Origin of the sequence: Citromicrobium bathyomarinum (genome assembly GCF_021021475.1) — a bacterium.
Lineage (GTDB): Bacteria > Pseudomonadota > Alphaproteobacteria > Sphingomonadales > Sphingomonadaceae > Alteriqipengyuania > Alteriqipengyuania bathyomarina.
In genome coordinates this window covers 592872-607448 of the sequence record NZ_JAINWL010000001.1, presented here as the reverse complement: position 1 = coordinate 607448, position 14577 = coordinate 592872, and the positions used below count along the sequence as shown (strand labels likewise).

Genomic DNA, 14577 nt, shown 5'->3' with positions numbered 1-14577 from the left:
CAGCATTGCGAGACGGGCCTCGGCGACGTTTCCGATACAAATCATGTTGTAAAACCAGCGGTAAACCACAGGAAACCGCGGAATTCTGCCCGTTCAGGTTTGGGGCAATTTGTATTAACAATGGCTTTCGCCGCAATTCAGTCACACCTCACCGGGTGGTCTCTAGAACAGTTGGTGTTCGGGCAATGGCGCTCGGCACCACAGTGAGGAGACACACAATGCAAAGCTTCACCAAGGCCGCCCTGTGCACCGCTGCCGCGGGCGCCATGGCCTTCACCACCGCCGCCCCTGCCGATGCCCAGCGCTATCGCGATCGCGACAATGACGGGATCAGCGCGGGCGAAGTCATCGCCGGCGCGCTGATCATCGGCGGGATCGCCGCGATCGCTTCCGCTTCCAACCGCGACCGTTATCGCGACGACCGTTATCGCGACAATTACTACCGTTCCAACGGCAACCCGCGCCGCGCGATCGACAAGTGCGTCCGCGTTGCCGAGAATCAGGCCCGCCGGGCCGGCTATCGCTACGCCAACGTGGTCGACATCAACCGCGTGCGCGACACCCGCCGTGGCTGGAACATCACCGGCCGGATCGAGGTCGATGGTGCGCGCGGCTATCGCGACCAGCGTCGCGGTTACGACCGGCGCGGCTATAACCGTCGCGGCGACAGCGGCCGGTTCAGCTGCGAGATCCGTCGCGGCCGGGTGGTCGACATCGATTATCGCGGGATCCGTGGTCTCAACCGGATCTGACCCGCGCCAGTTCGTCGCGACGTTCGCGTAGCGACAGGGGAAAGGCGGTTCAGCCCCATGACAGGGCTGGCCGCCTATTCCCGATTCCACGGTCGCGCCGGGGTTCTCTCCGGATTGCATGAAAGACAACAGGACAATGCGCCAACTGACCACGTTTTCGCTCGCCGGTGCCACTGCGGCGCTGGCTCTCTCACCGGTACAGGCAGCCCAGTTGCCTCCGGTGGCCCAGCCCGTTGCGCAGATCGCGCCTGTCGCGGTCGCCGGTTCTGACTTTGGTGTGGACGAGGCGCAGCAATATCGCCGCTATCGCTATCACCGTCGCCATCGCGGCGGTGGGGTGGATGCTGGCGATGTGATCGCAGGGGCGCTGATCCTGGGCGGCATCTTCGCGATTGCGAGCGCAGCGACCAGCTCCGACCGGGATGATCGGGACTATGTCCGCAACGACGCGTTCGACCGGGCGGTGGATCGCTGTATCTCCCGCGTGGAGCGCCAGTCGCGTGTCGGCTCGGTCGACAATGTCGGGCGGACCGGCAGCGGCTATTCGGTGACCGGCACGACCTATGACGGCAGCGGCTTTACCTGCCGGGTCAATCGTTCGGGGCAGGTTCTCGATGTCCGCTATGGTCGCGGCTACCAGGGCTATGATGGCTACCAGTCGGACCAGGGGTACGGCGACTCGCAATACTCGGACGAGGCCTATGCCCGCGCGCGCGGCAACACCTATTCGACGCAGAGCTATGGCTACCCCCCGCAGGGAAGCACCGCGCAGCCTGCCTATCCCGGCGGGCCGGTGCCGGGTGAGGATTACGACGACTACGATGGCGACCCGGACGATGGCTACGGCGAGCCGTATTGATCGGGCCCGCTAACACTTCCCCGTCGCCGGGATGATCGAGAGACCCCCGAACCTCAGACTCACGTCAGGTTCGGGGGGCTTCTTCCTGGGGCAGGGCCTCCTCTTCGAAGAAAATCCCGTCGCTCTCCGGCGAAATCGCTTCGGCCACCGCCTCCGCGCCGATCTCGGTCTCGCGGTCGCTGGCCATTTCACGTTCGTGGAACGCGGGCAGGCCTAGGTTGTATCGGATCGCCGCGCTGCGCAGCACCAGGCCGGCAAACGCCGCAATGGCCCAGACCACCCAGTCGCTCAGCCCGTGCGGGTCGAACAGCCACATCCCGAAGCTGCACAAGGTCGCCGACAGGGCGGCTGCCGTCACGTAAAGCTCGGGCCGCATCAGGATCGACGGGCGACCCGCGATCACATCGCGAATGGTGCCGCCCACGGTGCCGGTGATGATCCCCATGATCGTGGCCGAGATCGGCGGCAGGCCGTAGCTCATCGCCTTGGCCGCGCCGAGCACCGAATAGGCCGCCAGCCCGACGCCGTCGGCGTAGTCGAACAGCTTGCCCTGCCACCAGCGGGTCGGCGTGTTCCACACGATCGCGGCCATCGAAATACACACCGCCGCGTACCACGGATGGCGAACCCAGAAGACCGGCGCGTCGATCAGCAGATCGCGCACGGTGCCGCCCCCGACGCCGGTCATCAGCGCAAAGAAGCCCATCGTCACGAAAGTCTGCCGCTCGCGCGCGGCGATCAGCGCGCCCGACAGCGCGAACACGGCGACCCCGACCAGATCCAGCCAGTCGAGCACGGGGGTCAGGATCACGGCGGCTTCAGTTACGGGCACGGCGTTTGCTCCTTCTGCGCCGGAACAGCAGGACGATCCCCATCAGCGATCCGATCGCGCCCAGCGCGGCGAATGCGATCAGGATCGGGTGGCTGGTATCCTCGCGGGTTTGCAGATCCATGATGTGCAGACCCCACATGAAATCGAACAGACGCCAGAAGGGCGTGCGCACCGCCTCCACCGCGCCGCTCTGCCGGCCGATATAGACGCGCGTGCCATCCTCGTACTCGCCGCGCCACACGTCGACAGGGCGGCGGAAATCGAACGGCGGTTCGTCGGCGTCGAACTTGCGCAGTTCCTTGAGCGGACTGTCGGTCACGATCCTCCCGGCGAGTACCGCGCGTGCATCGCTTGCCGAGAGTTCGGGGAGCAGAGCGCCGTTTTCCGCCGAGAAGCGCCGCAGCGATCCGTCCGCAAACCTGGCCAGCGCGACGGGGCCGCTCTCGCCGTAGCGGATCGTGATCTCCACCGGGCGCGGCTGGCCATCGGGGATCGCGGGCAGCGCCAGCTGCTTGGGCAACGCACGCTCTGTCACTTCAGCGCGCAGGTGCTCGCCGCGCACTTGGTCGATCGGGCGCGCGACCATCACCAGCCCGGTCAGCGTCCACATCAGCAGCGGAACGCCGATCAGCCAGCCGAGCCAGATATGCCACTTGGCAAGGCGCATCATGATGGGTTTGCGGGCCATCCGCGCGCCCTTATCGCCCATGCGCGCCGGGCACAATCGGAGTGGACGGGTCCGCCCGCTCAGTCTTTGGCGAAAAGCTTGTCCGGGTCGGCCATCGCCTTGATTTCCAGCGCATTGCCGCTGGGATCGCGGAAGAACATCGTCGCCTGCTCGCCGGGCTGCCCCTTGAAGCGCACGGTTGGCTCGATCACGAACTCCAGACCTGCTCCGGTCAGCCGGTCGGCGAGCGCCTGCCACTGGTCCATCGGCAGCACTACGCCGAAATGGGGCACCGGCACGGCCTCTCCGTCGACTGCATTGCGATCCTCTCCCGCAGCGCGCGCGGCGACTGCGGCTGGCGCCACGTGAGCCACGATCTGGTGACCGTAGAAATCATAGTCGATCCAGTCGCGATCCGAGCGCCCCTCGCGGCAGCCGAGCAGCGCGCCGTAGAAATTGCGCGCCGCGTCGAGATCGTGAACGGGGAAGGCGAGATGGAAGGGGGGAATGCTCATGCGCGTTCTTGTGCCGCATCGGGCAGGGCGAACGCAACCGCGTGGGCCAGCGCGAAACCGATAATCGCAGCCGCGCCGTACCCAGCCAGCGGGGTCGGATAGTTCGACATCAGCGCGGCGAGCCAGAAGCCGAACAGGCTCATGCCCGTGGGATAGCGCGCGATCCGCGGCAGGCCGGTGCCGAACAGCATGATCAGGACTGCGCCTGCAAGCGAGAGCGCGATGAGGGCCGCCATCAGGGGCGCCGTATGGACCGCGTCGATAATGACCCGCTCGACAAAGGGCACGGCGGGCAATTCGCCCTGCAAGGCAGCGGCAATGGCGATAAAGAAGCCGCCGATCACCACCAGGCCGAAGCGCCAGTCGCTGCGCACCTGGTAGGCTCCGACGGCCCCGCCGGTGAGCGCAAAGGCGCTGGCAAAGTCGGGTTGGACAAGCGCAATCAGCAGCGCACCGGCCAGCGCCGGCGGGCCCAGCCGCTCATCGCGCGCGGCGAGCACCACCAGCGGGGGGATGGTGAGCATCCCGGCGTGGAGAATGAATGGACCCAGCGGCAGCCACCGCGCGATCCCGTTGGTCGAGGGCCCGGTCACAAGCGGCAGGGCGAAGAATACCAGCAGCACGATTCCCGCGATCAGGCGACCGCGCTGCTCCAGTTGCGGTAGCCCGATCAGCAAGATCAGCGCGGCGAGCACCAGCGCGCCGCCATTGACGATCAGGTAGTACTGCGGCGCTCCGCCCGAGGCCATATAGGCCAGGCCCGCCAGCACGGGCAGGGCGATGGCGAGCAGCGCCGGAAATCTCTCGCCCCAGCGCTGCGCCATCATCCTTCTCCGATCAGACGTGAATCGGCTTGCCCTGAACCGCCATCGCCGCTTCCTTCATCGCTTCGGAATGCGTCGGGTGGGCGTGGCAGGTGTAGGCGATGTCTTCCGACGTCGCGCCGAATTCCATGCCCAGCGCAGCTTCGGCAATCATCGTGCCGGCGGGCACGGCGATGGCCCACACGCCCAGCACCTTGTCGCTTTCGGCCTCGGCGATCACCTTTACGAAGCCGTCGGGCTCGTGGTTGGTCTTCGCGCGGCTGTTGCCCAGCATGGGGAACTTGCCGACCTTTACCGCCTTCTTGTCGCCGCCCATCTTCTCGATGGCTTCCTCGGTCGTCAGGCCAACGCCCGCGATCTCGGGCCAGGTGTAGACGACGCTCGGGATGATCGCGTGGTTCACGATGCCGGTCTGGCCGGCGATGTTCTCCGCCACGGCAATGCCTTCATCCTCGGCCTTGTGGGCGAGCATCGGGCCGGGGACGCAGTCGCCGATCGCCCACACGCCATCCACCTTGGTGCGGAAGTCGTGATCGGTCTCGATCTGGCCGCGCTTGTTGGTTTCCAGCCCGATCGCATCGAGGCCGAGCCCGTCGGTGTTGGGCTTGCGCCCGATCGAGACGAGCACGCAATCGGCTTCCATCGTCTCTTTGTCACCGCCCGCTGCGGGTTCGAGCGTCAAAGTCGCGGTCTTGCCCTTGACCGATACGCCGGTGACCTTGGTCGAGAGCTTGAACTCGATCCCCTGCTTCTTGAAGATCTTGCGCGCTTCCTTGCGGATGTCGCCGTCCATGCCCGGCAGGATCTCGTCGAGGAATTCGACGCAGGTGACTTCGGCGCCCAGACGCCGCCAGACCGAGCCGAGTTCCAGCCCGATCACGCCGCCACCGATGACGACCATCTTCTTGGGCACCTTGGGCAGTTCGAGCGCGCCGGTGCTGTCGACCACGATGTGCTTGTCGTTGTCGATCTCGACACCCGGCAGCGGGGTGACCGAGGAACCGGTCGCGATGACGATGTCCTTCGCGGTGACCGTCTCGTCGCCCACCTTCACCGTGTGCGCGTCTTGGAAGGTGGCGTAGCCCTTCTTCCAGTCGACCTTGTTCTTCTTGAACAGGAATTCGATCCCGCCGGTCAGGCCCTTCACCGCGTCGCGGCGCTGGGCGTGCATCTGGTCGAGGTTGAGCTTGGGCTCCACGTCGATGCCGAGTTCTTTCATCGCGCCGTTCTTGGCCGCATCGAAATACTCGGATGCGTGCAGCATCGCCTTGGAGGGGATGCAGCCGACATTGAGGCAGGTCCCACCCAGCGTCTCGCGCCCTTCGGCGCAGGCGGTCTTCAGGCCCAGCTGCGCGGCGCGGATCGCGGCGACGTAGCCGCCCGGGCCAGCGCCGATGACAAGGACGTCGTAATCGTAGTTGTGGTCAGCCATTTTCTTCTCTCGTCATCCCCCAGAAAGCGGGCACCCCGCCTTCTCCGTTGTGCTCCCGATATAGGGAGCGGGACCCCCGCTTTCGCGGGGGTGACGGCAAATAGTCTTACAGGTCGATCAGCATCCGGGTCGGATCTTCGATCGCTTCCTTCATGATCTTGAGCGCGGTCACAGCTTCCCGTCCGTCGATCAGACGGTGGTCGTAGCTGAGCGCGATGTACATCATCGGGCGGATTTCGACCTTGCCGTTGATCGCCACGGGGCGATCCTCGATCCGGTGGAGGCCCAGCACCGCGCTCTGCGGCGGGTTGATGATCGGGGTCGACATCAGCGAGCCGAACACGCCACCGTTGGAGATGGTGAAGGTGCCGCCCTTCATGTCGTCCATCGTCAGCGTGCCGTCCTTGGCGCGCGCGCCGAAGTCCGCAATGTCCTTCTCGATCTGCGCGAAGCCCTTCTTGTCGGCATCGCGGATGACCGGGACGACCAGGCCGTTGGGCGCGCTGACCGCGACCGAGATGTCGACGAAGTCGTGGTACACGATCTCGTCGCCTTCGATGTAGGCGTTGGCGGCGGGCACGTCCTTCAGCGCGAGGCACGCGGCCTTCGCGAAGAAGCCCATGAAGCCGAGCTTGATGTCGTGCTTCTTGGCGAACAGGTCCTTGTACTTCTCGCGCGTCTCGATGACCGCGCTCATGTCCACATCGTTGAAGGTGGTCAGCAGAGCGGCGTTGTCCTGCGCGCCCTTGAGGCGCTTGGCGATCGTCTGGCGCATCCGCGTCATCTTGACGCGTTCCTCGCGGCGTTCACCCGAAGCGGCCGTGGCGGGAGCGGACGGGGCGGGGGCGGATGCCGCGCTGTCGTCGCCCTTGTTCTTCGCGGCGGCGATGACGTCTTCCTTGGTCAGGCGACCGTCCTTGCCGGAGCCCTTGATGCTGCTCGGGTCGACCCCGTATTCCAGCACCGCGCGGCGCACCGCGGGGGAGAGCGTCTGGCCGGCGTCACCGGTGCCTTCGTCGTGGTTGCCATAGGCGGCCTGACCGGCATCGTCCTTCGCGGGGGCCGGTGCGGGGCTGGGCGCAGGCGCGCTCTTGCCCGAGGACGCTTCCGCGCCTTCCTTCACCGTCGCGATCACCGCGCCGACTTCGACATTGTCGCCCACCTCGGCGCGCAGTTCCTCGATCACCCCGGCAACGGGCGAGGGCACGTCGACGGCAACCTTGTCCGTCTCCAGGCTGGCGATCGGCTCGTCCACAGCCACGGCATCGCCGGGTTGCTTGAGCCATTCGGCGATGGTGCCTTCGGTGACCGATTCACCGAGTTGGGGGACCGTGATTTCGGTAGCCATGATGCGTCAGACCTTCTTTTCGGCGATTTCTTTTTTCTTCAGGGCGCGCTTGGCTTCGCCGCCATCGGCGAGGCCCAGCGCGATGGTCACCAGCGCTTCCTGCTGCGCCTGGTGCCGCTTGGCGAGCCCGGTGGCGGGCGATGCGGCTTCTTCGCGACCGGCATAGGTCGGGCGCATGCCGTCCTTGCCCGCAGCGGCCAGCGATGCCTCGATCCGCTCGTTCACGAAGAACCATGCGCCGTTGTTGCGCGGTTCTTCCTGACACCACACGACGCTTTCCAGATTGGTCATCCGTTCCAGACGGACGGCCAGAGGATCGCCGGGGAAGGGGTAGAGCTGTTCGATCCGGACGATCGAGACGTCTTCGAGGCCTTCCTCGTCGCGCTTCTCCATCAGGTCGAACGCCACCTTGCCCGAACACAGCACGAGGCGCTTCACCTTCTCGTCCGCGATCTCCTTGTTGTCCGAAAGGATGCGCTTGAACTGCGAATCCCCCATGAACATCGAGGCCGGGCTCTTGGCCATCGGGTGACGCAGCAGGCTCTTGGGCGTCATGATCACCAGCGGCTTGCGGAACGGACGCATCATCTGGCGGCGCAGCACATGGAAATAGTTGTGCGGCATGGTGATGTTGCACACCTGGATATTGTCGTTCGCGCACAGCTGCAGGAACCGCTCGAGCCGGGCGGAGCTGTGCTCCGGCCCCTGGCCTTCGTAGCCATGCGGCAACAGCATCACCAGGCCGTTGGCGCGCAGCCACTTGGCCTCGCCACTGGCGATGAACTGGTCGATCATGATCTGCGCGCCGTTGGCGAAATCGCCGAACTGCGCTTCCCACAACACCAGCGTCTTCGGATCGGCGAGGGCAAACCCGTATTCGAAGCCGAGCACGCCGTATTCGGACAGCGGGCTGTCGTAGACCTCGAACTTGCCGTGCGGCAGGGTGGTCAGCGGGATGTAGGTCTCACCCTCCACCTTCTGGTCGTGCCACACGGCGTGCCGCTGGCTGAACGTGCCACGGCCCGAATCCTGGCCCGACAGGCGCACGCCGTAGCCTTCCGACACGAGGCTGCCGAAGGCGAGCGCTTCTCCGGTTGCCCAGTCGAAGCCTTCGCCCTTCTCGAACATTTCGCGCTTGGCGTCGAGCACGCGGCCAAGCGTGCGGTGGATGGAGACATCCTCCGGCACGGTGGTCAGCGTGCGGCCAAGGCTGTCGAACAGCTTGGTCGAGATCGCGGTCTCGACATTGCGGCGCGAGGTTTCCGGATCGACCGGTTTGTTCAGGCCCGCCCAGCGTCCGCCGAACCAGTCCGCCTCGTTGGGCTTGTAGTTCTGCCCGGCGGTGAATTCTTCCTGCAGGTGGTTGGTGAACTCTTCGCGCTGCGCTTCGACGAAGCCGTCCTCGATCACCCCGTCGGCCAGCAGGCGATCGGAATAGATCACGCTGATCTTGGGGTGCTGCTTGATCGCGGCATACATTTGCGGCTGGGTGAAGCTCGGCTCGTCGCCCTCGTTGTGGCCGAAGCGGCGATAGCACCACATGTCGATCACGATGTCGCGGCCGAAGTGCTGGCGATATTCGACCGCCAGCTTGCACGCGAAGGTCACGGCTTCGGGATCGTCGCCGTTCACATGCAGGATCGGCGCCTGCACACCCTTCGCCACGTCGGACGGGTAGGGCGAGTTGCGGGCGAACCTGGGGCTGGTGGTGAAGCCGATCTGGTTGTTGATGACGAAGTGGATGACCCCGCCCGTGTTGTAGCCGGGAATGCCCGAGAAGCTGAGCGTCTCCCACACGATGCCCTGGCCGGCGAAGGCGGCATCGCCGTGGATCAGCACCGGCAGCACCTGCTCGTGCTTGACCAGATCGTCGCGGAACGCCTGCTGAGCGCGGGCCTTGCCCAGCACCACCGGGTCCACCGCTTCGAGGTGGCTGGGGTTGGGTACCAGGCTCATGTGAACCTTGATGCCGTCGAATTCGCGGTCGGTGCTGGTGCCGAGGTGGTATTTCACATCGCCCGAGCCGCCGACGTCTTCCGGATTGGCGCTGCCGCCGGAGAATTCGTGGAAGATCACGCGGTAGGGCTTGGCCATCACGTTGGCGAGCACGTTCAGGCGGCCGCGGTGGGCCATGCCATAGATGATCTCGCGCACGCCCATCTGGCCGCCATATTTGATGACTGCCTCCAGCGCGGGGATCATTCCCTCGCCGCCGTCGAGGCCGAAGCGCTTGGTGCCGACGTATTTCTTGCCGAGGAAGTTCTCGAACTCCTCGCCCCGGATCACCGCGGCCAGGATCGCGCGTTTGCCCTCGGGCGTGAACTGGATGACCTCTTCGGGGCCCTCGATCCGGTCCTGGAGGAAGCGCCGCTCCTCCACGTCGGAGATATGCATGTATTCGAGGCCGACCTTGCCGCAGTAATTGGCCTTGAGCACATCGTAGAGCTCGCGCGGGGTGGTCCACTCCAATCCCAGATTGCCGCCGACGTAGATCTCGTGATCCATTGCATCGGGCGGGAAATGCCATTCCAGCTTCAGGTCTTCGGGCAGGTCGCGCTTGGACAGGCCCAGCGGGTCGAGATCGGAGGCGAGGTGACCGCGCACGCGGAAGGTACGGATCAGCAGCATCGCGCGGATCGCGTCTTCGGCGGCCTGCGTGACGCTGGCCTGATCGGTGGGCTTGCCCGCCTTTTGCGCGGCCTGCTTCACCGCCAGCTTCATCACCGTCGGGTCCATCGCCTGGGTCAGGTCGCTTTCGCTGTCCAGACCGGTCAGCGGCCAGCGCGGATTGGCCCAGCTGGGGCCGGGTTGCGCGGCTTCCTGATCGCCGAGTTCCGGCAGGAAGGACTGGTTTTCGTTACCCATCGAACTTCACTCATGCATTCCGGGGAAAGAGGACGCTTCCATCATAGAAGCTTTTGCCCGGCATATAGGTCCCCCCCGCGTGGTTGGTGGCCCCGGCACACGCCAGGGCCACCATTAGGGACTCAGGCGTTTTCCTTGAGCAGCGCGGCCAGCGTGGTGCCCAGTTCGCTGGGCGACTGCGCCACGCGGATGCCGGCCGCTTCCATCGCCGCGATCTTGTCTTCCGCGCCGCCCTGGCCGCCCGAGACGATTGCGCCGGCGTGGCCCATGCGGCGGCCCGGAGGCGCCGTGCGGCCCGCGATGAAGCCGACGGTCGGCTTCCAGCGGCCCTTCTTCTTCTGCTCCGCGAGGAACTGGGCGGCTTCTTCCTCGGCGCTGCCGCCGATTTCGCCGATCATGATCATGCTCTCGGTTTCCGGATCGTCGAGGAACAGGTCGAGCACGTCGATGAAGTTGGTGCCGTTGACCGGATCGCCGCCGATGCCGACCGCGGTCGTCTGGCCGAGGCCTGCATTGGTGGTCTGGTGCACGGCTTCATAGGTCAGCGTGCCCGAGCGGCTTACGACGCCCACGCTGCCCTTCTTGAAAATGGAGCCAGGCATGATGCCGATCTTGCATTCGTTCGGCGTCAGAACGCCGGGGCAGTTCGGCCCGATGAGGCGCGACTTGGAGCCTTCCAGCGCAGCCTTGGCGCGGACCATGTCGAGCACCGGAATGCCTTCGGTGATGCACACGATCAGCTCGATCTCCGCGTCGATCGCTTCGCAGATCGCGTCGGCGGCGAAGGGCGGCGGCACGTAGATGCACGATGCGGTCGCGCCGGTCGCTTCCTTGGCTTCCTTGACGGTGTTGAACTGCGGCAGGCCGATATGGTCGGTGCCGCCTTTGCCCGGCGTCACGCCCGCAACCATCTGCGTGCCGTAATCGAGGGCCTGCTGCGTGTGGAAGGTGCCGGTATTGCCGGTCATCCCCTGGGTGATGACCTTGGTATCTTTGTTTACGAGGATGGACATGAACTGTCTCCGAAATGTCTAACCGTGTTTGGTGAGCCTGCGAGAGGCAAAGGCGAGTGCGAAAAGAATCCAGCCGAGAAAGATTGGCCCAGCTATCATCGCAAAAAGAAGCGGTCCGTAAGGGTCTGCCCACATGGGTGGTCCTGCGGTGTTGAATTCAACCCAAATGAGCACACCAAAGAACGGAGCGGTAAGCGCTAACCCCAACTGCCATTTGCCTGCCAGACCAAAGCGAATCATCGCGGTCCAAACCGCAATGATCGCCAGGATGACAACCCAGCCGGTGTAGGTTAGCGGCCCGATCACGCCAGCGAGCTATCCAGCCCCTTGCAGGCTTCGAGCAGTTCCTCGACCGCGTCGGTGCTGACCTTGAGGTTCTTCTTTTCCTCATCCGAAAGCTCGATCTCGATCACGTCCTCGGTGCCGCCCGCGCCGATGACGGTGGGGACGCCCACATAGAGGCCGTCGAGGCCGTACTTGCCTTCGACATAGCTGGCACAGGGCAGGATGCGCTTCTGGTCGCCCAGATAGGCTTCGGCCATGCTGATCGCGCTGGTCGCGGGGGCATAGTAGGCGGAACCGTTGCCGAGCAGGCCAACGATCTCGCCGCCGCCCTTGCGGGTGCGGTCGACGATTTCATCGATGCGGCTCTGGTCGACGCCCTTGATCTTGGCGAAGTCGTTGACCGGGATGCCGTTGATCGTGGTGTAGCTGGTGACGGGAACCATGGTGTCGCCGTGGCCGCCGAGCACGAAGGCGTTCACGTCCTTCACCGAAACGTCGAATTCCCACGCGAGGAAGGTGGCGAAGCGCGCCGAGTCGAGCACGCCCGCCATGCCGACCACCTTGTTGTGCGGCAGGCCGGAGAATTCGCGCAGAGCCCACACCATCGCGTCGAGCGGGTTGGTGATGCAGATCACGAACGCATCGGGCGCGTTGTTCTTGATGCCTTCGCCGACCGCCTTCATCACCTTGAGGTTGATGCCGAGCAGGTCGTCACGGCTCATGCCGGGCTTGCGGGGGACACCGGCGGTCACGATGATGACGTCTGCGCCGGCGATGTCGGCATAGTCGTTGGTGCCGGTGATCTTGGCGTCGAAGCCTTCGACCGGGCCGCACTGGCTAAGGTCCAGCGCCTTGCCCTGGGGCATGCCCTCGGCGATGTCGAACAGGACGATGTCGCCCATTTCCTTCTTCGCGGCGAGGTGGGCGAGGGTGCCTCCGATCATGCCGGAGCCGATGAGGGCGATCTTCTTGCGTCCTGCGGGAGTGGCCATGGGAGCGTATCAGTCCTTTTTGCCGGGGACGCCGCGGTTGCCGTTCGTTGGTGCAAGACTTTCACGCCCCTTCGGCGTCCCCGAGGGATTGCGCGCGAAAGCCTGCTTCTGGCAAGCGACGTAGGCCCGGGTTTGCGCGATTGCAACCGGCAAAAAGGACAAGGGGGCGAGTGTTTTAGATAATGATTTGCAGGAGCGTTTTGCTCTCTACGCAGCGCGCAATCCGTCGTCCTCGCGATCCTGCGCGAGCAGCATCGCGGCGAGGTAATCGGGCACCGCGCGGCTGAAGAAATAGCCCTGGCCCAGCGTACAGCCTGCATCCCGAACGGTCTCGACCTGGCACTGTTCCTCCAGCCCTTCGGCGACGATCTCCATATCCAGCCCGCGGCCCATGGCGGCGACTGCACGGATGATCGCGTGCGCGCGCGGGCCCACGTCCGCCCCGGAGACGAAGCAGCGATCGACCTTGATCTTGGAGAACGGGTATTTGTGGATGTACGAGAGCGAGGAATAGCCTGTGCCGAAATCGTCGAGCGCGAAGCGTACGCCCTTGGCGGCCAGCTCGTCGATAAACGCGGCGGTCTGTTCGTGGTCTTCGATGAACAGGCTCTCGGTCACCTCCAGTTCCAGCCGGCGCGGGTCGAGATTGGCCTCGCGCAGCGCCTGCTCGATTGCGAGGACCGCACCGGGCGCCTTGATCTGGAGCGGGGAGAGGTTGACCGCTACGCTGACGTCTTCGGGCCACTGCGCGCAGGCAAGTGCGGCCTGGCGGGTGATCCAGTTGCCCAGCGTCACGATCACGCCGGTTTCCTCGGCCACCGGGATGAACTCGGCCGGGCGTAGCTCGCCCTTGACCGGGTGGAACCAGCGCAGCAGTGCCTCGAAACAGCGGATGCGGCCGGTCTGCAGATCGATGATCGGCTGGAAGAACAGCGACAGCTCGTCGCGCTGGATCGCCTGGCGCAATTCCGCCTCGATCTCGCGCCGGTTGGCCAGTTCGCGGGTCATCTCGTCATCGAAGAAGCGCAGCTTGCCGCGCCCATCCTGTTTGGCATGGTACAGCGCAAGGTCGGCGGCCTGCATCAGCCGGTCGGCATCCACGCCGTCCTCGGGCATGGTCGCGATCCCGATCGAGCTGGAGACCTCGAGACGCTCTCCATCGAGGCGCATCGGGCGAGTGATCTGGTCGAGCACGCGGTTGGCCAGCCGCTCGCACTGGGCGCGATCGTCGATCTGGCAGAAGAACACGAATTCGTCGCCGCCGAAGCGCGCGATCCCCGCATCCACCGGCAGGCTGTCGCGCAGGCGACGCGCGATCTCGGACAGCACCCGGTCGCCCATCTGGTGGCCGAGCAGGTCGTTCACCTCCTTGAATCGGTCGAGGTCGAGCCAGAACAGCGCAATCCGCTGATCCGGACCGCCATGGCGGACCTGCGCGGCGAGCACATCGTTGAGCCCGGCGCGGTTGTGCAGGCCGGTGACGATGTCGGTATGCGCCAGCACCTCCATCTTGCGGGCCAGCCGCTCATTCGTCTCGGCCTCCGCGATCGATGTACGCAGCGAGCGGTAGACGTTGATGGTGATCGACACGGTCGAGGGGATGTGCAGCAGCGCGACGACACCCAGCACACGCACCAGCAGCGCATCGCTTAGCAGCAGGGCGCCGGTAAGCGGGGCCATGACCGCGAGCAGCTGGCCGATGGCGATGAACGGACGCCCGGCGTTGCGCGGCGCGATCGCGGTGGCGTAGCCGACGGCGTAGACCACCAGCACCATCTGCGCCTCGACGCTGACATTGTGGAGGATCGCCAGCGCGGCCATCAGGCTGACCGATCCGGCGTAGGCGAAGGCCCCGAATTCGAACAGCAGTTCCAGCGTGCTGCTCTTGGCGCGCAGGACATTGCGGACCGCGACCATCACAGCGACCCGCGTGAGCGCGACGCCGGCCAGGACCCAGGCGACGATCTGCAGCGCCTGGTCGTCGGAGACGTAGGCGGTGTAGGCGCACACCAGCACGCCGCACAGCGCGCCGATCAGAAGGCTCATCGGATTGGAGTAGAGCGAGTCCACCAGGGTCCGTCGGAGCCTCTGGTCGATCACACTGCTCGGCTTCGCGCCCTTGAAAATCTTGCCTGACCCAAAAATGAGAATTTTCCCGTGGTTCCGCAGGAACGGTAGAGGGAGAATGGTGAT

Annotated in this window: 13 protein-coding genes; 2 read left to right on the top strand and 11 right to left on the bottom strand. The window is 65.2% G+C overall.

All coding sequences use genetic code 11. From position 1 onward, the window contains the following. Positions 1–218 precede the first annotated feature (218 nt). Together K7H93_RS03035 and K7H93_RS03030 are read left to right on the top strand one after the other, a co-directional pair. Positions 219–752, top strand: coding sequence for a hypothetical protein (locus tag K7H93_RS03035; protein WP_230782423.1), 534 nt, complete (start codon positions 219–221; stop codon positions 750–752). A gap of 136 nt (positions 753–888) precedes the next feature. Continuing rightward, positions 889–1611 (top strand): hypothetical protein, encoded by a 723-nt coding sequence (locus tag K7H93_RS03030; protein ID WP_230782421.1) that lies wholly within the window; start codon positions 889–891, stop codon positions 1609–1611. 64 nt (positions 1612–1675) lie between these two features. Here K7H93_RS03030 and K7H93_RS03025 read toward each other — a convergent pair whose 3' ends face one another. From K7H93_RS03025 to K7H93_RS02975, 11 genes are all read right to left on the bottom strand, one after another. Continuing rightward, on the bottom strand, positions 1676–2443 hold the full coding sequence (locus tag K7H93_RS03025) for a trimeric intracellular cation channel family protein (protein WP_054523776.1): 768 nt from the start codon (positions 2441–2443) through the stop codon (positions 1676–1678). Further along, the gene (locus K7H93_RS03020) at positions 2430–3131 is read right to left on the bottom strand and encodes a PepSY domain-containing protein (RefSeq protein ID WP_230782419.1); all 702 of its coding nucleotides are present in this window, start codon (positions 3129–3131) and stop codon (positions 2430–2432) included. Before K7H93_RS03020 ends, K7H93_RS03025 begins: the two co-directional genes overlap by 14 nt. Positions 3132–3190: 59 nt before the next feature. Further along, positions 3191–3625 carry a VOC family protein gene (locus K7H93_RS03015; RefSeq protein WP_010234750.1) on the bottom strand — a complete coding sequence of 145 codons (435 nt, stop codon included), beginning with the start codon at positions 3623–3625 and terminating at the stop codon, positions 3191–3193. Continuing rightward, on the bottom strand, positions 3622–4449 hold the full coding sequence (locus K7H93_RS03010) for a hypothetical protein (RefSeq protein ID WP_230782418.1): 828 nt from the start codon (positions 4447–4449) through the stop codon (positions 3622–3624). Before K7H93_RS03010 ends, K7H93_RS03015 begins: the two co-directional genes overlap by 4 nt. A 13-nt stretch (positions 4450–4462) precedes the next feature. After that, complete coding sequence (gene lpdA, locus K7H93_RS03005; protein WP_230782417.1) at positions 4463–5881, bottom strand: dihydrolipoyl dehydrogenase; 1419 nt, start codon at positions 5879–5881, stop codon at positions 4463–4465. Between the two features lie 106 nt (positions 5882–5987). Continuing rightward, the gene (gene odhB, locus K7H93_RS03000; RefSeq protein ID WP_230782416.1) at positions 5988–7229 is read right to left on the bottom strand and encodes a 2-oxoglutarate dehydrogenase complex dihydrolipoyllysine-residue succinyltransferase; all 1242 of its coding nucleotides are present in this window, start codon (positions 7227–7229) and stop codon (positions 5988–5990) included. Positions 7230–7235: 6 nt separating this feature from the next. Next, positions 7236–10094 (bottom strand): 2-oxoglutarate dehydrogenase E1 component, encoded by a 2859-nt coding sequence (locus tag K7H93_RS02995; protein ID WP_230782415.1) that lies wholly within the window; start codon positions 10092–10094, stop codon positions 7236–7238. A gap of 122 nt (positions 10095–10216) precedes the next feature. Next, positions 10217–11107: a succinate--CoA ligase subunit alpha gene (gene sucD / locus K7H93_RS02990; RefSeq protein WP_054523782.1), complete on the bottom strand. Its 891-nt coding sequence runs from the start codon at positions 11105–11107 to the stop codon at positions 10217–10219. An 18-nt stretch (positions 11108–11125) separates the two neighbouring features. Further along, entirely contained in the window at positions 11126–11413 is a 288-nt protein-coding gene (locus K7H93_RS02985; RefSeq protein WP_230782414.1) for a hypothetical protein, read from the bottom strand. Then, positions 11410–12384 (bottom strand): malate dehydrogenase, encoded by a 975-nt coding sequence (gene mdh, locus K7H93_RS02980; RefSeq protein WP_230782413.1) that lies wholly within the window; start codon positions 12382–12384, stop codon positions 11410–11412. The genes K7H93_RS02985 and mdh overlap by 4 nt, the downstream gene beginning before the upstream one ends. 207 nt (positions 12385–12591) lie before the next feature. Continuing rightward, positions 12592–14430 carry a putative bifunctional diguanylate cyclase/phosphodiesterase gene (locus K7H93_RS02975; RefSeq protein ID WP_230782411.1) on the bottom strand — a complete coding sequence of 613 codons (1839 nt, stop codon included), beginning with the start codon at positions 14428–14430 and terminating at the stop codon, positions 12592–12594. Between the last annotated feature and the right edge of the window lie 147 nt (positions 14431–14577).